Source organism: Aquibacillus kalidii, from assembly GCF_014280935.1.
Lineage (GTDB): Bacteria > Bacillota > Bacilli > Bacillales > Amphibacillaceae > Aquibacillus_D > Aquibacillus_D kalidii.
Genome location: NZ_JACLZI010000036.1, coordinates 137977 through 158294, shown reverse-complemented (window position 1 = coordinate 158294; position 20318 = coordinate 137977). Strand labels below are relative to the sequence as shown.

20 protein-coding genes are annotated in these 20318 nt (G+C 35.8%); 15 read left to right on the top strand and 5 right to left on the bottom strand.

Features of this window, described 5'->3' with window-relative positions; translation table 11 throughout:
- Positions 1 to 177: 177 nt before the first annotated feature.
- The gene (locus H7K77_RS21710; RefSeq protein WP_186577367.1) at positions 178 to 1308 is read left to right on the top strand and encodes an ATP-binding protein; all 1131 of its coding nucleotides are present in this window, start codon (positions 178 to 180) and stop codon (positions 1306 to 1308) included.
- A 44-nt stretch (positions 1309 to 1352) separates the two neighbouring features.
- On the opposite strand, the gene H7K77_RS08435 is transcribed toward H7K77_RS21710, so the two are convergent.
- Positions 1353 to 1463 (bottom strand): small acid-soluble spore protein P, encoded by a 111-nt coding sequence (locus tag H7K77_RS08435; protein ID WP_186577366.1) that lies wholly within the window; start codon positions 1461 to 1463, stop codon positions 1353 to 1355.
- Positions 1464 to 1571: 108 nt separating this feature from the next.
- On the opposite strand from H7K77_RS08435, the gene H7K77_RS08430 reads away from it, so the two are divergent.
- From H7K77_RS08430 to rsgA, 10 genes are all read left to right on the top strand, one after another.
- The gene (locus H7K77_RS08430; protein ID WP_186577365.1) at positions 1572 to 1775 is read left to right on the top strand and encodes a hypothetical protein; all 204 of its coding nucleotides are present in this window, start codon (positions 1572 to 1574) and stop codon (positions 1773 to 1775) included.
- A 204-nt stretch (positions 1776 to 1979) separates the two neighbouring features.
- Positions 1980 to 4688: an aconitate hydratase AcnA gene (gene acnA, locus H7K77_RS08425; protein WP_186577364.1), complete on the top strand. Its 2709-nt coding sequence runs from the start codon at positions 1980 to 1982 to the stop codon at positions 4686 to 4688.
- Between the two features lie 128 nt (positions 4689 to 4816).
- The gene (locus tag H7K77_RS08420; RefSeq protein ID WP_186577363.1) at positions 4817 to 5395 is read left to right on the top strand and encodes a TlpA family protein disulfide reductase; all 579 of its coding nucleotides are present in this window, start codon (positions 4817 to 4819) and stop codon (positions 5393 to 5395) included.
- A gap of 68 nt (positions 5396 to 5463) precedes the next feature.
- Complete coding sequence (locus tag H7K77_RS08415) at positions 5464 to 5604, top strand: FbpB family small basic protein (RefSeq protein WP_186577362.1); 141 nt, start codon at positions 5464 to 5466, stop codon at positions 5602 to 5604.
- 390 nt (positions 5605 to 5994) lie between these two features.
- Complete coding sequence (locus tag H7K77_RS08410; RefSeq protein ID WP_186577361.1) at positions 5995 to 6135, top strand: acid-soluble spore protein N; 141 nt, start codon at positions 5995 to 5997, stop codon at positions 6133 to 6135.
- Positions 6136 to 6150: 15 nt separating this feature from the next.
- Positions 6151 to 6378, top strand: coding sequence for a small acid-soluble spore protein Tlp (tlp, locus tag H7K77_RS08405; RefSeq protein ID WP_186577360.1), 228 nt, complete (start codon positions 6151 to 6153; stop codon positions 6376 to 6378).
- 108 nt (positions 6379 to 6486) lie between these two features.
- Entirely contained in the window at positions 6487 to 8769 is a 2283-nt protein-coding gene (locus H7K77_RS08400) for an AAA family ATPase (RefSeq protein WP_407926424.1), read from the top strand.
- Positions 8766 to 9188, top strand: coding sequence for an acyl-CoA thioesterase (locus H7K77_RS08395; protein ID WP_186577359.1), 423 nt, complete (start codon positions 8766 to 8768; stop codon positions 9186 to 9188). Before H7K77_RS08400 ends, H7K77_RS08395 begins: the two co-directional genes overlap by 4 nt.
- A 1-nt stretch (position 9189) precedes the next feature.
- Positions 9190 to 9489, top strand: coding sequence for a hypothetical protein (locus H7K77_RS08390; RefSeq protein WP_186577358.1), 300 nt, complete (start codon positions 9190 to 9192; stop codon positions 9487 to 9489).
- A 271-nt stretch (positions 9490 to 9760) separates the two neighbouring features.
- Positions 9761 to 10825, top strand: coding sequence for a ribosome small subunit-dependent GTPase A (rsgA, locus tag H7K77_RS08385; protein WP_235988881.1), 1065 nt, complete (start codon positions 9761 to 9763; stop codon positions 10823 to 10825).
- A 35-nt stretch (positions 10826 to 10860) separates the two neighbouring features.
- Here rsgA and H7K77_RS08380 read toward each other — a convergent pair whose 3' ends face one another.
- The 4 genes from H7K77_RS08380 to plsY form a co-directional block, all read right to left on the bottom strand.
- Entirely contained in the window at positions 10861 to 11748 is an 888-nt protein-coding gene (locus tag H7K77_RS08380; RefSeq protein ID WP_186577356.1) for a manganese catalase family protein, read from the bottom strand.
- 88 nt (positions 11749 to 11836) lie between these two features.
- Positions 11837 to 12070: a membrane protein insertion efficiency factor YidD gene (yidD, locus tag H7K77_RS08375; protein ID WP_186577355.1), complete on the bottom strand. Its 234-nt coding sequence runs from the start codon at positions 12068 to 12070 to the stop codon at positions 11837 to 11839.
- A 6-nt stretch (positions 12071 to 12076) separates the two neighbouring features.
- Positions 12077 to 13015 carry a GTP cyclohydrolase FolE2 gene (folE2, locus tag H7K77_RS08370; RefSeq protein ID WP_186577354.1) on the bottom strand — a complete coding sequence of 313 codons (939 nt, stop codon included), beginning with the start codon at positions 13013 to 13015 and terminating at the stop codon, positions 12077 to 12079.
- Positions 13016 to 13180: 165 nt separating this feature from the next.
- The gene (gene plsY / locus H7K77_RS08365) at positions 13181 to 13765 is read right to left on the bottom strand and encodes a glycerol-3-phosphate 1-O-acyltransferase PlsY (RefSeq protein WP_186577353.1); all 585 of its coding nucleotides are present in this window, start codon (positions 13763 to 13765) and stop codon (positions 13181 to 13183) included.
- 345 nt (positions 13766 to 14110) lie between these two features.
- Here plsY and H7K77_RS08360 point away from each other — a divergent pair, with 345 nt between their 5' ends.
- From H7K77_RS08360 to H7K77_RS08345, 4 genes are all read left to right on the top strand, one after another.
- Positions 14111 to 14530, top strand: a complete 420-nt coding sequence (locus tag H7K77_RS08360; protein ID WP_186577352.1) for a CoA-binding protein — start codon at positions 14111 to 14113, stop codon at positions 14528 to 14530.
- A 288-nt stretch (positions 14531 to 14818) separates the two neighbouring features.
- On the top strand, positions 14819 to 16774 hold the full coding sequence (parE, locus tag H7K77_RS08355; protein WP_186577351.1) for a DNA topoisomerase IV subunit B: 1956 nt from the start codon (positions 14819 to 14821) through the stop codon (positions 16772 to 16774).
- 14 nt (positions 16775 to 16788) lie between these two features.
- The gene (parC, locus tag H7K77_RS08350; RefSeq protein WP_186577350.1) at positions 16789 to 19242 is read left to right on the top strand and encodes a DNA topoisomerase IV subunit A; all 2454 of its coding nucleotides are present in this window, start codon (positions 16789 to 16791) and stop codon (positions 19240 to 19242) included.
- A 198-nt stretch (positions 19243 to 19440) separates the two neighbouring features.
- Positions 19441 to 19899 (top strand): flavin reductase family protein, encoded by a 459-nt coding sequence (locus tag H7K77_RS08345; protein WP_186577349.1) that lies wholly within the window; start codon positions 19441 to 19443, stop codon positions 19897 to 19899.
- Positions 19900 to 20318 lie beyond the last annotated feature (419 nt).

Below are 20318 nucleotides of genomic sequence, written 5' to 3'. Positions count from 1 at the left end.
TATTTCTTAATTTTTCTCCATTTTTTCTACTTTTCCATAATAATCTTACAAAATTTGAATATACATAATAAAAATAATTTATTTCATTTCATTATAACATCAGAAATAGAAAATGTACCAGATGGATATTTCTTATTGTGAAAATTTGAAAATAGAATAAAAAGGAGGGAGATAGGTGTGTCGTCTGACTACAGTAAAGGCAATAGTGGACTAGAGTTCAATGTAAATAATGAAAACCTACCATCTAAAGCTGATGATGTGTACTCGCTAGCGTCCTTACCCAAAAAGCTTATTAACTGGATTGAGCAACATAGCTATGATCTCATCATCATTTGTGATATGTACGGTGAAATAATGTTTGTTTCCCATTCTGTAAACAAACTGCTAGGGTATGAACCATGTGAATTAGTAGGCAAAAAAGCACTGAATTACCTTCCTATTGATGATCAACAAAAGATACTACAAAAGAATATAGGTAATACAAATTTACCACAGAAATTTAATATTAATCTTAGAGACTGTTTTGGTAAATATGTTTGGGTAGAAACTGTTATCTCAAAAGATTTTTTACAATCTGATGTTCCTGTATATATTAGTTTATCAAAGGATATTACAGATAAAAAAGAAGCAGAAGAAATGCTTATACGTTCAGAAAAAATGTCAGTTGCTGGTCAACTAGCAGCAGGAGTAGCGCATGAGATACGAAATCCACTTACTTCCTTAAAGGGTTTTGTCCAGTTATTACAAGCTGGAATAGATAGAAAGGAAGAGTATTATAAAATAATGGTAGATGAAATTGATAAAATCGACACGATTACTTCAGAACTATTGTTTATCTCAAAACCAATGACTGATGAACGGAAATATGAGAATGTATCAAAAATGTTACGAGATGTGGTTACTTTGTTACAATCACAAGCTAACCTACATAATATTAATATTCGTGTTGAAATGGATAATGTGGATACAGAGGTTTATTGTGACCGTACACAAATTAAACAAGTACTAATTAATTTAATAAAAAATGCAGTAGAAGAAATGCTGGATGGTGGAACTATAACAGTAGAGGTATCTTACTCAACAACTACATGTTCGATCTCTATTATTGACGAAGGTCCAGGGATTCCGGAACATATTTTACATAAATTGAAAGAACCATTCTTTACAACGAAAAAAAATGGAACTGGGCTAGGCCTGATGATTTCAAATAAGATTATAGAGAATCACCAAGGTACACTTGATATATTTCAAAATAAAGAAAAAGGAAGTACATTCACAATAAAATTACCTATATCTCCTGAAATTTAAGGAAGCATTCTCCTACCGTTTATAGGAGAATGCTTCCTCTTTATTTACATATCGTGAGAAGCGCCTTTTTTCTGTCTACTGTGGTTTCTATTCTTCACTTTTTTTGATCCGCTTAATGGTTCATTTGGTTGTTTTTTCTGTTTATTATCTGCCATTAAATAATCCCTCCTATCCTTCATATATTGTGTCACAGAAGTCTTTTTATTCCGAATGAATGGTCAAACTGTCAAAGTACAAACTATGAAAGAAAGGAGGATACTTTAATGACTAACAATTTTAACAATATGGAGATTGTAAACACGGCCAATATAAGTGAACATGGAGAAGAACTTTCCCACTTGAACAATGAAATTAACGCTACAACGGAACAAGTTGATAATGCCTTACGAAGAGCAAGTAAGCATTCAATAGAACGACTAGAAGATTATAAGGCAATACTAGAGCAAATTCAAAACCATTTAAAATAAAAATTGCTTAAGGATAACCATTACTTATACAAAAATATAAGAAATGGTTATCCTAATATGCTTAATTTTTCTGGCTAATTATTTTACTTATAAACCGATTTCATTTAAAATATATACGTGCATAATATAAAAGGAAAGTGATACTTAGGGGAAGAGGAGAGATCGGATTACGATCTTAAATAACTAAAGGGGGTAACATAAATTATGGCAAAAAATGATGTCTACAGCGCGCATAAGCAATTTGAACTAAATGGTAAGAAATACAACTACTACCATTTGAAAGCACTAGAAGATGCCGGATTAGGTAAAATATCACGTCTTCCATTTTCTATTCGTGTGTTACTAGAATCACTTATTCGTCAATACGATGGACATGTTATTAAAGAAGAACATGTCGAAGGACTAGCTAACTGGGGGAAATCAAAGGGTACAGATGTGCCATTTAAACCATCTCGCGTTATTCTTCAAGATTTCACTGGTGTTCCAGCAGTGGTTGACCTAGCGTCTTTACGTAAGGCGATGGTTGATATGGGTGGTTCACCTGACAAAATAAATCCAGAAGTTCCAGTTGACCTTGTAATTGACCACTCGGTTCAAGTTGATAAATATGGTACAAACGATGCGTTACGAGCAAACATGGAATTAGAATTTGAAAGAAATGCAGAACGTTACGAATTTTTAAGTTGGGCACAAAAAGCATTTGATAATTATCGAGCTGTTCCACCTGCAACTGGTATTGTTCACCAGGTTAACCTTGAGTATATTGCAAATGTTGTTCATGCAGTTGAGAATGAACAAGGTGAATTTGACGCATTCCCTGATACACTAGTCGGTACCGATTCCCACACAACTATGATCAACGGGTTAGGTGTACTAGGTTGGGGTGTTGGTGGTATTGAAGCAGAAGCTGGTATGCTTGGTCAACCTTCTTATTTCCCGGCACCAGATGTTATTGGTGTGAAATTTACAGGAAGTTTCCCTAATGGAACTACAGCAACTGATCTTGCACTTAAAGTGACGCAAGTTCTTCGTGAGAAAAAAGTGGTAGGAAAATTTGTAGAATACTTTGGTCCTGGTCTAAAAGATATGCCTTTAGCTGATCGCGCTACTATTTCCAATATGGCGCCTGAATACGGTGCAACTTGTGGATTTTTCCCAGTTGATCAAGAGGCATTAAACTATTTACGCCTTACAGGTCGAACTGAAGAGCATATTTCTATTGTTGAAAAGTATTGTAAAGAAAACAATCTCTGGTATTCACCTGAGCAACCAGATCCTGAATTTACAGAGTTAGTTGAAATTGACCTTTCTGAATTAGAGCCGAATCTTTCTGGTCCTAAGCGTCCACAGGATCTTATTCCACTGTCTGGAATGAAAAAATCCTTTAATGAAGCTATTACGGCACCAGCAGGAAATCAAGGTTTTGGTTTAGATAAGAAGGAATTTGATAAAGAGGTTAAAGTGGAGCACCCAAGTGGTAAAACATCTGTGATGAAAACAGGTGCGGTTGCTATAGCTGCGATAACATCTTGTACTAATACATCCAATCCATACGTAATGTTGGGTGCAGGTCTATTAGCTAAAAAGGCAGTAGAAAAAGGACTAGAGGTTCCAGCGTATGTTAAGACTTCATTGGCACCTGGTTCCAAAGTTGTAACAAGATATTTAGAGGATTCGGGCTTAATGCCATATCTAAATGATTTAGGTTTTAATCTTGTTGGGTATGGTTGTACAACATGTATCGGTAACTCAGGTCCTCTATCTGATGAAATTGAAGAGGCGATTGCTAAAAATGACTTAACAGTGTCGTCTGTTCTTTCAGGAAACCGTAATTTTGAAGGAAGGATCCACCCATTGGTGAAAGCTAATTATCTTGCTTCTCCACCGCTAGTTGTTGCTTATGCACTTGCAGGAACAGTTGACGTCGATCTTCATTCAGAGCCTATCGGTGAGGATAAAGATGGTAAACCTGTTTACTTCAATGATATATGGCCTACAATGGATGAGATTCGTGAACAAGTTAAAAATGTAGTAACACCAGAAATCTTCCGTAAAGAATATGAAGAAGTATTTAAATCAAATGAAAAGTGGAATGAAATTCAAACAACGGATGAACCGTTATATAAATGGGATCAAGAATCTACTTACATTCAAAACCCACCATTCTTTGAAGGACTTTCAAAAGAAGCTGGCAAAGTAGAAGATTTATCAAATTTAAGTGCAATAGGAAAGTTTGGAGATTCTGTTACAACAGATCACATCTCTCCGGCTGGAGCGATTGCGAAAGATATGCCTGCAGGTACATATCTGCAAGAGAAGAATGTATCTCCAAGAAACTTTAATTCATATGGCTCTCGACGTGGTAATCATGAAGTAATGATGAGAGGTACTTTTGCAAATATTCGAATTAAAAACCAATTGGCTCCAGGGACAGAAGGTGGTTATACAACATACTGGCCTACGGAAGAAGTAATGCCAATTTATGATGCAGCAATGAAATATCAAGAAAATGGAACAGGTTTGATTGTTCTAGCCGGTAAAGATTATGGTATGGGTAGTTCACGTGACTGGGCTGCTAAGGGTACGAACCTTCTAGGTATTAAAACAGTTATTGCCGAAAGTTTTGAAAGAATTCACCGTTCTAACCTTGTTATGATGGGTGTACTTCCGCTACAATTCCAGGATGGAGACAGTGCTGAATCTCTAGGCTTAACTGGAAAAGAATCATTTGACGTAAAAATCGGTGAAGAAGTAAAACCTCATGATTTAGTAAAAGTAACTGCAACAGATGCAGAAGGAAAGAAAACTGAATTTGAAGTAATTGCTCGTTTCGATAGTGATGTTGAAATTGATTACTACCGTCATGGTGGGATACTACAAATGGTGCTTCGTAATAAATTAGAAACAGTATAATTGAGAAAAAGACAGCCTTGTGGCTGTCTTTTTCTTTACATTTTATTTTAAAAACCTTACTATTTAAGGGAGATACTCCATATACTAGAATTGTCTACATGGAGTATTAGAAAAAGGAAGTGTTATTTTTGACTAAAAAGATTATAGGGTTGGTACTTATTTTAAGTCTCATTGGTATCGTTCTGTTTAACCTTGTCTTTGCTGATGATATAAATTCAGAGAAGCTAACATTTGATAATCCTATTGAGGGGACAGCTATTGTTTCTCCTAACAATAATTCTGCTCTAGAATCTGGAAGTACAGCTCCAAATTTCACCTTAGAGACACTAGAAGGTGAGAGAGTATCACTATCAGATTATAAAGGGAAAAAGGTTTTTTTGAACTTCTGGACAACATGGTGTCCACCATGCAAAAAGGAAATGCCAGACATGCAAACCTTCCATGAACAATATGGTGATGAAGTAGAAATTTTAGCCATTAATTCGACAGGTAATGAATATAAACCAAGTGACGTTCCCGCGTTTATCGAAAAAGGGAACTATACTTTTAATGTATTGTTAGACAAAGATGGTGCTGTCTCTAATGAGTATATGATCTACACAATCCCAGTTACTTATTTCATTGATAGTGAAGGGGTAATAAGGGACAAATTAACTGGCCCAATGACAGTGGACTACATGATAGAGATGATGGAGAAACTAAAGTAGGTAAATAGTTATAATTTTTCTGAAAAATGGTAATCCTTTAAATAATGAATATTAAGGAGAGGATTTCCATGTCTAAAAAAAAGAAAAGAACCTTTGAGCAATTGCTAAATGAGAATAGAAATGAAATTTTGGAAAGTGAATCCATTCTTGAAAAAATCGATGAAAGAATTGAACAGCGCTTAAATAGTACATTAAGTAATGATGCATAAAATAACACGAAAGAGGGATTGGTCGAGAAAAGGCCGATTCTTTTTTTATTTTTTAGGATATTATATAATCTGCCGAATGTGGATAACTTGCAAAATCAGCCTCGTCCAACTCCGAGCGCCAGCGACTAGCGAGACTTCCCTCGCCTCCGTATGATAACAATTCGACGCTTAGTCGAATTTCCGAAATTACTTCGTTCACGTTTTGCCTTTATCTCCTACGTTTCAGTCCAGTTCGTACGTCACTAACCGGCGCTCTGCGCTTTTGTGCTTGAAAGACTGTGAACACCTTGGTATATATGGTAGATGTACTTTTTCCATATATAGTGGTGAATATTGCAGTACTTGAAAACAGATAATAGTATGGACATCAAAAAGAAAGGGGATTGTAAAATGGGAAATCCAAAAAAGGATACAAAACATTTTCGTCCGGAACACCTTGGTCTTCAATCGCATGCGGCTGATGGGAACAAAGGTAAACAGATGTCTTCAAAAACAAACGAACAACCAGATCTAATACAACAAAAAGGATAGTAGGGGGGTAACTTTATGAGTAAACATCATTCAAAGCCAAATCCAGATGATCGTTCAGATAACGTAGAGAAGTTACAAAACATGGTGCAAGATACGATTGAAAATATCGAGGCTGCACATGATACAATGCGATATGCCTCAGGGGAAGAAAAAGAGCAGATTAAGAACAAAAACGCTCGCCGTGAAGAATCCATTCAGGCTATGCGTGAGGAAATAAAAGACGAATATCACGATCAACGTTAGTAACAAACCCCTCTTAGTTCTAAGCTGAGAGGGGTTTTATGTACATAAGCCTATTTATAACGGAATCATAGGGAATATGATAAACTAAAGGGGTGAAAGGGGAAGATTGTGTTGCATGAGAAAGAGTTAGAACAACAAATTAAGAATTGGACATCCATTGAATCTTTGCCGCCTTTGTCTGAGGTTGAGGTGTTAAGGTCGATTGACAATTATAAAAATGAGTCATTACATATATCTGAAGAGGTAGTTTCCGTATTATATAGTATGTTAGCATTTTATAGGCTACGTCGTAATTATAATGATGATGATATTACTAAAATACTATTAAAACAAGCAAATAATAGTGACGGTAACACTATGTCGCAGGAAATTATGAATTTGAAGCAATTCTTCAATTTTTATTCAACATTAGAGCAATCTAGTTTGGGAGCTTGGTCCATTCGTGAAACTGACTTTGAACCGGCTAAACTAAAAAAATTAAATGAATTATTAGAAATAGTGGAAACATTTCTAGAAACAAATCACTATGTAAAAGAAAATACTAATAACCAATTAAGTGCGCTATATAATCAAATTCTAGAAGAATTTTATCATTTACAAGATCTAGTATTGGAATCTATTGAGGGATTGGAGAATAAAAGGTCCGGAACACCGGTAAAGCAAATAAATGACAGTGTTAGACGAATTAACACACTCAAGGAAAAATTTCATCAGCAGTTTCCAACTATCTTTACTAATAACCGTCAAGAAGACCCACTTGAGAAGCTTAACGTTATGGTAGGTTTAAAAGAAGTTAAAACGTATATTCAAAATTACTACCATTACCTAAAGTATCAGAAGCAAAGAAAGAAGTTAGGCTTTCAGATGGTTGATGAACCTGGCTTGCATATGATTATAACAGGTAATCCTGGAACAGGAAAAACAACAATAGCGCGGTTGCTAGCCGAAATCTATTTTGAATTGGGCTTACTTGAAACAAGCAATGTAACAGAGGTAAACCGTTCCCATCTTGTAGGGTCTTACGTAGGCCAAAGTGAAGAAAACACAATAAATTACGTCAAGGAATCACAAGGTGGAATTTTGTTTATTGATGAAGCTTATAGTTTAAAAAGAGAAGGTCAGAGCGGTAACGATTATGGTCAGGCAGTGATAGATACATTAGTATCTAGCATGACGAGTAAGGAGTATTCTAACCGTTTTGCTGTTATTTTAGCAGGTTACCCAGAAGAGATGAGACAGTTTCTCTGGTCAAACCCAGGTTTAAGAAGTCGATTCCCAGAGCAGAATTCCATTGATTTACCTAACTTTGAGATGGATGAGTTACTGAAAATTGCAGAAGATACTGCATTACAAAATGATTATTTTTTTACAGAAGAAGCTTTAAATCGATTTAAGGGGATAATCGATAAATCACGTGTAGACGAAACTTTTGGTAATGCACGAACTGTTAGAGATTTGGTACTAAAAGCAATTTTTAAAAAAGGTGCATCTAAGCATATTTCAATGAAGGAAGATTGGATAGAACATATGCGTATTGACAGTAGTGATTTGGATATTATGGACAATACATCAACTGATGAACAACCAATGAAGCAATTAGACCAACTAGTTGGGTTAAACCAAGTTAAACAGGAAGTTAAAAAGTTATCATCGTTCGTGCGCATCCAACAAAAAAGAAAACAAAAAGGGCTTCCGGGTGTTCCAGTTCAATTACATGCCATTTTTTCCGGGAATCCAGGAACAGGTAAGACTACTATTGCCAAAATCTACTCACAAATATTAAAAGAATGTGGCTTGTTAAAAAGAGGACACTTTGTGCTTGCCTCGAGAAGTGATCTTGTAGCTGGTTTTGTTGGACAAACTGCAATGAAAACAAAGCAAAAGGTTAGAGAAGCGCTTGGTGGAGTTCTATTTATTGATGAAGCCTATTCCCTTTATCGTGGGGAAAAAGATTTTGGTAAAGAAGCGATCGATACGCTTGTTGATGAGATGACAAAACATAACGAAAATTTAGTAGTTATACTGGCTGGTTACCAAAATGAAATGGAACAATTTATTTCAAGTAACCCTGGTTTAGAGTCGAGATTTAAAAAATATTTTCATTTTGAAGATTATAATCAAGAGGAATTAATTAGTATAACTAAGTTCCACGTGAATAATTATCAATATGAAATGGACGAAGAAGCACTAAACTTTTTACAAGAGAAATTCAGTGAACATAGTGTTGGTGGAAATGCAAGATCTGTGATCAACCTAATTGATGAAGCGATACAGTACCAAGCGTTAAGAATGGTTCAAGAGGAAGATCTCGAATCTATTCAATCATTACAAAAATTGGGCAGAAAAGATTTTGAACACGCTTGGTCAACAGTAAGGGGGAAAAAGTCGTGAAAAAAGTGAAAACTTCTATAAAAGTAAGGTATCAAGAAACGGATCAAATGGGTGTAGTCTATCATGCAAATTATTTAGTTTGGTTTGAAATAGGAAGAACTGCCTTTATTGAATCACTAGGATTTAATTATCATGATATGGAAAAGGACGGCGTTGTATCACCGGTAGTTGACGCACATATGTATTTCAAACAACCGATACGTTATGGACAAGATGCATATGTAGAAACCTGGATTGAAGAGTATGATGGTCTAAGAACTACTTATGGCTATCAAATTATGGATGAAGAAGGTAATGTTGCAGTTGCTGGTTCAACTAAACATGTTATCGTGAAAAAAGACAATTTTAGACCAGTCTCTCTTAGAAAAAAATTTCCGGATTGGCACGAAGCATATACAAATGCTGTAGGAGATAAGTGATATGGCTTTTGGTGTTAAGAAAGAGGAGTTAAAAAAATGGAAGCAGTGTGTTTTAAATGGAGAGATAGCATTTTTAACTCACTTTTGGCTAGACGATCGCTTCCCTGGATGTACAACAGTTACCAAAGTAGGATGTTGTCATATTGATAAGCTAATTGAGTGGGGAGCACGTTACAACTTACAGCCAAATTGGATTCATTATGATCAGAGTTATCCTCATTTTGATTTGTTTGGAGATAGACAAAAAGACATTTTAATAAAAGAAAAGCAGTTTGAACAGGTTAAACGTTTTAACTTATAGTAGAAAACGGTAAATAATCTTTACTTTTCCAATTTTTCCTTTATAATTAAATTATTAAAGAAAAGGGGGTATGTGTTATGAATTTAATTAAATTTCAATCAGACCAATTAAATGTTGAAGTTCTTACACTGCCCAACGGGATTATTTTTTAATTTCTTTTATTGTGGATTTAATTACCATGGGCAGTGCTATGTCTATGGTTTCTACTATTAAAAAAAGAGATCATACATAGGTATGGTCTCTTTTTTTATACCACATGGGAGGATTTAAATTGAATTTAAAAAAGCTAGGTTGGAATGACTATTTTTTAGCACTTGCAAACGGATATATAGATGATGAAGATTTTACAGTGGCTCGTGTTTCGAAAGAACATAAAGGTTTATATGAAATATTAAATGAAGATGGGCAGTTATTCGCAGAGATATCCGGTAAAATGCAGCACAACTCATCTGAAAGAAATGATTATCCCGCAGTGGGGGATTGGGTGGTTATAAAGAAACAGCAACATGAAAATCGAGCAATTATCCACAACGTTTTACCGAGAAGAAGTAAATTTTCTAGGAAGGTTGCTGGAGCAACTACTCAGGAACAAATTGTAGCGGCTAACATTGACACAATCTTCTTAGTTAGCGCATTAAATAGTGATCTTAATATACGAAGAATAGAGCGATACCTTGTTATGGCTTGGGAAAGTGGTGCCAACCCTGTTATTATCTTAACTAAATCTGATTTGTGTTACGATGTGGAATCAAAAGTTTTGGATGTCGAACATATTGCTATTGGCGTTCCTATCCATGTTGTAAGTGCTATGAATGGTAGTGGAATAACTGACATATTGCCTTACTTAAAGGAAGGAGAAACTATAGCACTTCTTGGTTCTTCAGGGGTTGGCAAGTCTACATTAACTAACAAATTATTAGGGAAAGAACTATTAAAAGTTCAAAATATTAGAGAAGCAGATGATAAAGGCCGGCACACCACTACACATCGTGAATTGGTAGTTCTTCCTACAGGAGGAGTTCTAATAGATACGCCAGGAATGCGTGAATTACAATTATGGAGTGCAGAAGACAGTGTTGATGTTAGCTTTGAAGATATAACTCGCTTTGCAGAATTATGTAAGTTTCGGGATTGCAATCACGAGCATGAACCAGGATGTGCTGTCAAACAGGCTATAAAAAACGATGAACTTGATCAAGAAAGGTTAACTAGTTACCACAAACTACAAAAAGAATTGGAATATTTGGAGCGGAAAACAGATAAGTTGGCACAATTAAAAGAACGAGAAAAATGGAAAAAACTCGCTGGTGATCGAACGAGAGTACATCGGAGATAGTAAGAAGCAGTACCAATTGGTACTGCTTCTTAGTTTTAGTGAAGTTCGTTACCTTTATGGTTGTCTTCATAATTAGCTTGGTTCATTCCAGGTACAATTTGTCCGGGAAGTGTGGTACCGTGCATGTACGCGGGAGAAGGGTTTAATTTAGGGACTTGTCCCATTGCTTCAGGTTTTGCGACATATTCAAAATTCGCTTGTCCGTCCATGCTCGGACCACTAGCCCATCTACCCTTAGAGCTTTCCTCACCGTCAGAGAAGTTCATGAAGGAATACGATACTTCTTGTTTCTCAAGCGCTTGTGGAAAAGTACTTGGTACAATAGCTTTTTGGTTTTGTTCAAGTTCTTCAATTGCTGCCATCCATTGGTTTTGGTGCATCGTATCCCGTGCAATTAAGAATGATAACATGTCACGAACACCAGGGTCTGTAGTCATTTCGTATAAACGAACAACTTGAAGTCGACCTTGTGATTCTGCATTAAGATTCGCTCTAAAGTCTGCTAGAAGGTTACCACTAGAAATTGTATAACGAGCAGTCCATGGATAGCCAACACTATCTTCTGGCTTTGCCCCTAGACCTGCTACAATAGCATGCTGAGGGTTCATCCCACCAAGAACGGCCTCAACAGTTGGATCCTTAGCTGCTTCATCTTGAACACGAGCAGGAGCTCCATCTAATAACTGAGCAATCATCGTTGCTATCATTTCTACGTGTGCTATTTCTTCTGTCCCAATATCCAAAATCATATCTTTATACTTGTCATCTGCAGCTCGACAATTCCAACCTTGGAAAAGGTACTGCATCATTACTGACATTTCTCCAAACTGACCACCTAAAATCTCTTGAAGTTTTTTCGCATAGACAGGATCTGGATTACTTGGTTTAGCGTTATATTGCAACTCTTTCGTATGAAAGAACATCTAATTACCTCCTTTTTAGGTATATCATTATTGTTCTGAAATTGAAGAGTTATATCCATAGAAAAATTCCCCACAAGATGTGAGGAATTTACTTTGAATGCTTATGACTTTTCTCTGGAACTGGATCAAATCCACCTGGATGAAATGGGTGGCATTTTAAAATTCTTTTAACTGTTAAGTAAAGTCCCTTAATGGCCCCGAAGCGTTGGAATGCTTCTAGGCCGTAATGGGAACATGTTGGATAAAATCTACATGTTGGAGGTTTTATCGGACTAATTACTTTTTGATAAAATTTAATAATTAAGATAAAGACTCTTCTCATCTATTTTTATCTTCCTACTTCTTCTCTTTTATCATAAGAGATCGTTGCAATGGCATCATGCAAATGAATGGATTCCTCGTTACGGCAAGAAATAGTGAACTTATCTACATAGGAAAGCTCATACAAATCAGCAGCAACTAATCTCACAATATCCTCAACGAATCGTGGGTTTTCAAATGCCTGTTCTGTTACCATTTTTTCATCTGGTCGTTTAAGAACAGGGTGAATACGAGCACTAGCATTACTTTCAGCAGCTTCTAATAAAGCATGTTTCCAATCTACATCTTCTTCACTGAAGTCTTCTGAAAGTACTACAGACATACTAACTATCCCACGTTGGTTATGTGCACTATATTCACTAATTTCCTTTGAGCAAGGACATAGTGTTGTTATCGTACCTGACAGGCCAACCTGTACATCATAGCCTTCGTCACTATCATAATGAACCTCCATGAAAGCATCAGCATGGTTCATTCCTACTAACTCAGATGAAGGTCCCTTCCGTTCGAAAAACCAGGGATATGTTACTTTTACCATGGCATCTTTTTGCTTTAATCTTGTTGCAAGTTCTTTCGTAAACTGTTTGAGGCTAGTAATGGAAACGTAAAAATTCTCATCTAAATGATATTGGTGTAATTGTTCCGTAAATCTACTCATGTTAGTACCTTTACTATCTAAAGTAATCGTAGAGGTGAACTCAAAAGTACCGATAGTAGTTTGAAAATGTGGTGAGATATCACTTTGTATTCTAATTGGGTGCTTTACATTTGCTATACCTACTGCATCTATATCAAACATGAAGTCTTTTCTGGTATTTTGTAAATCAGCCATTTCGTGCTTTTCAGTGGGCTTGGTTCTTGGTCCAGGATCTACAGAACCGAATAATTTATGACGTTCTGTTTTATTTGGAAGTGTTTTTTTAGTTTTAAAATTAGTATTAGCCATAATATGACTCCTTTCTGCGTCTTTCAACTATTTCAAAGTATACTCAACAAGACACTTTTATTCAATTTTTTTAACTTGTTGTTTAAAAAGGACCTAAGCCTTTGCGCAAAGGGTTAGATCCTTTTAACTAATTATTATTTAGAAAATAAAGTTAGGAAATATAACTTACATCCACGTTATTTTCGGTTCTGTTTTATTTATAATTCGTTTTATGTTCGCACGATGTCGGTAAAAGACAAAAATAGTAAGGATAGATAACACTATTAATAACCCTACATCTCTTTGGATGATCGAAACAATGATCGCGACAAGTCCTGTAATCATCGAAGAAAGTGAAACATATTTCGATAAATAAAGAACAATTAAAAAGGAAATAATCATGATTAAAAAGAGAAGTGGATTTACACCTAATATAATACCACCCGATGTTGCTACAGCCTTCCCACCCTTAAATTTTGCAAAGATAGGGTACATGTGTCCTATAACAGCAAAGATACCAATTATCAGAGGGTTAACCTCTGTGTAACCAAATATAATGGGAAGAAGCGTTGCAAGTGTTCCTTTCAAGATATCGCCAGCAGTCACCATCATTCCTGCTTTAACACCTAAAACTCGAAAGGTGTTAGTACCACCTAGATTTCCACTACCATGCTCTCTTATATCAGTTTGATAACCTAGTTTCCCAATAATAAGAGCAAAAGGCACTGAACCTATAAAATATGCAATAATTGCTAGTAAAGAATAGTCCATATAATAACTCCTTTAATAAACTTGTATCGTTATTTTAACATGAAGTTATTAAATAAGGGTACTCCCTAATTTAATATTCAACTATTTGCTTATATTTATGTTAGTATGGAGGTATCCATTCTATACAATAATAATTTTATCGATGAATTTTAAAACTATCTAGAGTCTCAGTAATAAATGGTGACGTTGAATGCCGCTCCGGGCAGTTGCCCATGAAAAGTCGAGTATTCTACGGAACGAGTACAAAGCACACAACCTATTTCCAAAAGTGAGATTTTAACTATAACGGCTTTTATCTCAAATATGAAAATTAGAAATATCTTAATTAAAGAGGAGGCAACTAGTATGAATAACTTAAACCCATCAAACGAGAAAATAAAAGAAATCCTACAGAATGCGAAAACAGTAGCAGTTGTTGGTTTATCCGACAAACCAGAAAGAACCTCCTATCAAATTGCTGAAGCAATGCAAAAAGTTGGCTACCGAATTATACCAGTTAATCCAACTATATCTGAGGTACTAGGAGAAAAAGCTTATAGTTCTCTGACTGAAATTAACGAAAAGATTGATATAATCAACGTATTTAGACGTTCTGAATTTTTACCTGAAATAGCTAAAGAAGCAATTCATACAGATGCTACGACTTTTTGGGCACAACAAGGGATTTTTAATCAAGATGCATATGATTATTTAACAAGTAAGGGTTATATAGTTATAATGGATACTTGTATTAAAGTAGCGCACTCGGTTATGATAGGCAAATGAATAGGTGGAAAAAATCCCTGGTCCATGCACAGGGATTTTTTGTTGTAAGAAACAAACTTTAGGTTGTCAAATTAACTCTAATCCCACCAATTAATAAGGGCTGATTTCGTACATTCTTGATCATTATTTACAAAAATTGTTTGCGAAATATGAGAAAAAAGCTAAAATAGTAAAAGTATAGCGAAAGAGTATCTTTACAATAGCGAACGATTGTTCTAATGTATGAAGTAATCATAAAAGTTGAAATAAGACACGTTTAGATATACAGGAGAAAGGAGCCGTGTTCGGGTGGTAAAGAAAACAACAACGCAATATTCAGATGATTCGATCCAGGTTCTAGAAGGTTTAGAAGCTGTAAGAAAGCGACCGGGGATGTATATAGGGAGTACAGATTCCAGAGGACTACACCACCTTGTTTTTGAGATTGTAGATAATGCTGTCGATGAAGCATTAGCAGGATTCGGGGATATTATTAAAGTAACGATACATAACGATAATAGTATTACTGTAGTAGATATGGGACGTGGTATGCCTACTGGAATGCACAAGACTGGACGTCCTACACCAGAAGTAATTTTCACAGTTCTTCACGCTGGTGGTAAATTTGGACAAGGTGGGTATAAAACTAGTGGTGGTTTACACGGAGTTGGTGCCTCAGTAGTAAATGCTTTGTCAGAATGGCTTGAAGTAACGATACACCGCGATGGATATAGTTATGTGCAACGATTCGAAAATGGTGGTGTACCGGTCACTTCTCTAGATAAAAAGGGGAAAACAAAAAAAACTGGAACAGAAATTCATTTCAAGCCAGATCCAACTATCTTTACTACTACAACATATCAATTTGACATGCTGTCAGAAAGATTAAGAGAAGCTGCTTTCTTATTGAAAGGTATGCAGATTGACCTATTAGATGAGCGAAACAATCAGTCTGAATCTTATAAATATCCAGATGGTCTAGAATCATTTGTTACGTATTTGAATGAAGAAAAAGATGCCTTGCATCCTGTTGTATCATTTGAAGGAGAACAGCAGGAGATAGAAGTTGATTTCGCTTTTCAATTCAATGATGGTTATGCCGAGAGCATGCTATCATTCGTAAATAATGTACGTACAAAAGATGGAGGAACACACGAATCAGGCGCAAGATCTGCTATTACGCGTTCCTTTAATGATCATGCAAGAAAAATAAATGTTTTAAAAGAAAAAGATAAAAATTTAGAAGGAAATGATATCAGGGAAGGATTTACTGCGATTGTATCTGTTCGGATTCCTGAAGCTAAACTTCAGTTTGAAGGCCAAACAAAAGGTAAATTGGGTACATCCGAAGCAAGGTCTGCAGTAGATGGAGTTGTATCTGAGAATCTTTCCTATTTCCTAGAAGAAAACCCGGACATTTCTACCATGTTGATTAAAAAGGCAATTCGGGCAAAGGAAGCAAGGGAAGCTGCTCGGAAAGCAAGGGAAGATGCTCGTTCAGGTAAGAAGAAAAAGCGAAGAGATGCTTTACTAAGTGGGAAATTAACCCCTGCACAATCAAGAAACCCTGAAAAAAACGAATTGTATTTAGTGGAGGGTGATTCAGCAGGTGGATCAGCAAAGCAAGGAAGGGACAGAAAGTTCCAAGCTGTTTTACCTTTACGTGGTAAGGTTATTAATACTGAAAAGGCAAAGCTTGCGGATGTGTTTAAAAACGAAGAGATTTCAACAATTATTCATACGATTGGTGCAGGTGTTGGCGCTGACTTTACCTTAGAAGATGTTAACTACGATAAAGTTATTATCATGACTGATGCTGATACAGATGGGGCGCATATTCAAGTATTGCTTCTAACTTTCTTTTACCGTTATATGCGTCCATTAATTGAAGCAGGTAAAGTTTATATTGCTTTACCTCCATTGTATAAAGTGTCTAAGGGTAAAGGGAAAAAAGAAATGATTAAATACGCTTGGAACGATGAAGAAATGAAAAAGATCATTAAAGAATTAAAAAATGGTTATATTCTTCAACGTTACAAAGGGTTGGGTGAGATGAACGCAGACCAACTATGGGAAACAACGATGGACCCAGAAACCCGTACACTTATACGTGTTACGATTGATGATCTAGCAAGAGCCGAGCGTCGTGTCACTACTCTGATGGGAGATAAGGTAGAACCAAGAAGGAAATGGATCGAATCCAATGTGGAATTTACGATGGATGATGAGACTAATATTATAGATAATGAAAATATTCATTCCTAAAGGGGGGATTCTGTTTGGCTGAACTAGAAAAGTTTTTAGATTTACCACTCGAAGATGTCATTGGGGATCGCTTCGGAAGGTATAGTAAATATATTATTCAAGATCGTGCCTTACCAGATGCAAGGGACGGTCTTAAACCTGTACAAAGACGTATATTGTATGCGATGCATGAGGAAAGAAACACACATGATAAACCATTTAGAAAATCTGCCAAAACAGTTGGTACAGTAATTGGTAACTTCCACCCACATGGTGATTCCTCTGTTTACGAGGCGATGGTACGCCTAAGTCAGACATGGAAAGTTCGTAATGTGTTAGTAGAAATGCATGGAAATAATGGTAGTGTAGATGGTGACCCACCTGCTGCTATGCGTTACACGGAAGCGCGTTTATCTAGTATTGCTTCAGAATTGATTAGGGATATTGATAAAGAAACAGTGGACTTTATTCCTAACTTTGATGATTCAATTGATGAGCCTGTAGTTTTACCAGCTAGGTTTCCGAGTTTATTAGCCAATGGTTCGACAGGTATCTCTGCCGGATACGCAACTGAAATACCGCCACATAACCTTGGTGAAGTTATCGACGCGGTTATTAAAAAAATAGATAATCCATCTATTACAATTGATGAACTAATGAATGAAATAAAAGGTCCAGATTTCCCAACCGGTGGTATAATCCAAGGGGTTGAAGGCTTAAAACAAGCTTATAAAACTGGTAAAGGAAAAATAGTTGTTAGAGGTAGAGCGGAAGTAGAAAAGCTCCGCAGCAATCGTGAACAAATTGTTATCGATGAAATTCCTTTTGAAGTGAACAAAGCTAATTTAGTAAAACGGATGGACGAACTTCGTCTTGACCGCAAAGTAGAGGGTATTGCTGAAGTTAGAGATGAAACAGATCGTACCGGTCTAAGAATCGTTATTGAATTAAAAAAAGATGCAGACAGCGAAGGGATCTTACACTTTCTATACAAGAATACGGACTTACAGATTACTTATAACTTTAATATGGTTGCAATAAAGGATAAAACACCAAAGCTTCTGAGTTTAACAGATATGCTCGAATCCTATATCAATCACCAAAAGGAAGTTGTAACAAGGCAATCCCGTTATGATTTAAGAAAAGCAAAAGAGCGTTCACATATTGTCGAAGGTTTAATCAAAGCGATTTCCATTCTAGATGAATTAATCGCAACAATTAGAGCCTCTAAAGACAAACAAGATGCCAAAAATGCAATAAAAGAAGCTTACGGCTTTACGGATGAACAAGCTGAAGCAATTGTAAATTTACAATTGTACCGTTTAACCAATACTGATATCACGTCACTTCAGGAAGAAGCAAAAGAACTGCAAAGTAAAATTGATAATCTTGAAGCGATTTTAAATGACGAAAAAAAGCTTTTTCATGTCATTAAAAGTGATTTAAAAGAAATAAGAAAAAAATATGCAGATCAGCGTAAAACTGTTATTGAAAAAGAAATAGAAGAATTAAAGATAAACCTAGAAGTTATGGTTGCTAGTGAGGACGTTCTAGTAACAATTACTCGAGATGGTTATGTGAAGCGAACAAGTTTACGTTCCTACGCTGCCTCAAATGGAGAAGACTTTGCTATCAAGGATGACGATCATCTAGTCGGTTTACTGGAAATAAATACAACTGACAAGGTACTATTATTCACTAATAAAGGTAGGTATATTTATTATCCAGTCCATGAGTTACCTGATATTAGATGGAAAGACCTAGGGCAACACGTCTCTAACATGGTAACTATCGATAAAGATGAGATTATTATTAAAGCTCTACCGGTTAGAGAATTTAAAGAAGATCAGTACCTTATTTTCCTTACTAAAAACGGGATGATAAAAAGAAGTGAATTCAAATTATATGATGCACAACGATATTCGAAGGCACTAATTGCAGTTAACCTCAAACAGGACGATCGGCTTCAAAACGTTCATTTGACAGATGGCAATGCAGATATATTCTTGGCTTCAAATAAAGGATATGGACTTTGGTTCCACGAGCAAGAGGTATCTCCAGTAGGGCAACGTGCAGCTGGAGTAAAAGCAATTCAATTAAAAGATGAGGAATACTTAGTAAATGGGGCTGTCTTTGATGATCTAACAGCAGATCCGAACCTAGTATTAATCACTCAACGTGGATCCTGTAAACGAATGAAATTAAACGACTTTGAAAAAACGTCACGAGCAAAGCGTGGAGTTGTAATGCTAAGAGAGTTGAAGAAAAACCCACACAGGATAGTCGGTTTTGAATTGGTGGACGAAAAAGACACGGTTCAATTCCAAACAGAAAATGGTAACATGCATACAGTTTATCCACTGGAACTACCAAAAAGTGACCGATATAGTAATGGTTCCTTTATTATTGATTCAGATGAACAAGGCTTAGTGAAATATGTATGGAAAAATGCAAATTACAATAAGCCATTCCACAAAGATGAAGATTAACTATAATTATATTATGTAAACCAGAAAGCGACGCACTATAAAGTAGTGTTGTCGCTTTCTGTTGTCTATAGGAATAAATGTTAGGGAATAGTTCATATCATAGGATAACAAGGCAGGATATGCATTATTTTTTTAATGAAGACTGAAAATGGTATCCTTTTCGTATGCTAATAGGTTATAAAAGGGGATCGAAGCTAAATGGAAAATCAAATGTTTCGCGAGGCGATGGGTAAATTTGCTACAGGAATTACTGTGATAACAACACAGAAAGATAATCAAGTGTATGGAATGACAGTAAATGCATTTATGTCCATTTCACTTGAACCAAAACTTATCGCTATATCTATTGATGAAAAGGCTAGTATGTATAATATATTACAGGAAACAAATCAATTTGGAATAAGCGTTTTATCAGAGGAACAACAAGATTTATCTATGATATTTGGGAAACAGAAAGATGCAGATCACACAATGGAGTATGCGTTCAAGAATGGGGTTCCCTTGTTAGAAGGATCCCTTGTTCAATTAACTTGTCATGTGCAAACTACTGTTGTAGCAGGTGATCATATCATTTTTATTGCCGAAGTTACGTCTGTTGAAAGTAGAGAAGGCGAACCAATCCTATATTTTGGTGGAAAATACCGATATATTGAGTGAGAAATAAAACAAGTACTATACTTGTTTTATTTTTTAAATTCATAAAAAAATAGAAAACAATTGTAATATAGATTAGTGACTAGAAATGTAAACGATTAATACGTATAATGAACTTGTTGTAATAAGAACGATACCGATTTTTGCAATTATTATTCATACCGTCGTATTTGAGAGAAAATGTGCAGCAACTGAATACTTTAATTATTGAGTGGAAATGCGACGCTGTGGAAAAATACTCGCTTTCCGTGGGGAACGCTTCAGCCTCCTCTCTAGTCGGCAGGGTCTAAGAAGTGTTAATTACATAGGTTTTAACAACTCACAAAATGAGAAAAAATTATATAGCGTAGGCAGAATACGGAGACTCCTCGAAAATACAACCCGATTTTCTTCGTGCGATGTATCGCTTCCGTTGCATACCT

Bases quoted from the DNA above. Each gene is read 5' to 3' on its own strand.
- folE2 (WP_186577354.1), bottom strand. From the start codon at position 13,015: ATGGCTAATACTAATTTTAAAACTAAAAAAACACTTCCAAATAAAACA.
- H7K77_RS08390 (WP_186577358.1), top strand. From the start codon at position 9,190: ATGGCTTTTGGTGTTAAGAAAGAGGAGTTAAAAAAATGGAAGCAGTGT.
- acnA (WP_186577364.1), top strand. From the start codon at position 1,980: ATGGCAAAAAATGATGTCTACAGCGCGCATAAGCAATTTGAACTAAAT.
- yidD (WP_186577355.1), bottom strand. From the start codon at position 12,070: ATGAGAAGAGTCTTTATCTTAATTATTAAATTTTATCAAAAAGTAATT.
- plsY (WP_186577353.1), bottom strand. From the start codon at position 13,765: ATGGACTATTCTTTACTAGCAATTATTGCATATTTTATAGGTTCAGTG.
- tlp (WP_186577360.1), top strand. From the start codon at position 6,151: ATGAGTAAACATCATTCAAAGCCAAATCCAGATGATCGTTCAGATAAC.
- H7K77_RS08435 (WP_186577366.1), bottom strand. From the start codon at position 1,463: ATGGCAGATAATAAACAGAAAAAACAACCAAATGAACCATTAAGCGGA.
- H7K77_RS08380 (WP_186577356.1), bottom strand. From the start codon at position 11,748: ATGTTCTTTCATACGAAAGAGTTGCAATATAACGCTAAACCAAGTAAT.
- H7K77_RS08430 (WP_186577365.1), top strand. From the start codon at position 1,572: ATGACTAACAATTTTAACAATATGGAGATTGTAAACACGGCCAATATA.
- H7K77_RS08410 (WP_186577361.1), top strand. From the start codon at position 5,995: ATGGGAAATCCAAAAAAGGATACAAAACATTTTCGTCCGGAACACCTT.
- H7K77_RS08345 (WP_186577349.1), top strand. From the start codon at position 19,441: ATGGAAAATCAAATGTTTCGCGAGGCGATGGGTAAATTTGCTACAGGA.
- H7K77_RS08415 (WP_186577362.1), top strand. From the start codon at position 5,464: ATGTCTAAAAAAAAGAAAAGAACCTTTGAGCAATTGCTAAATGAGAAT.
- H7K77_RS08360 (WP_186577352.1), top strand. From the start codon at position 14,111: ATGAATAACTTAAACCCATCAAACGAGAAAATAAAAGAAATCCTACAG.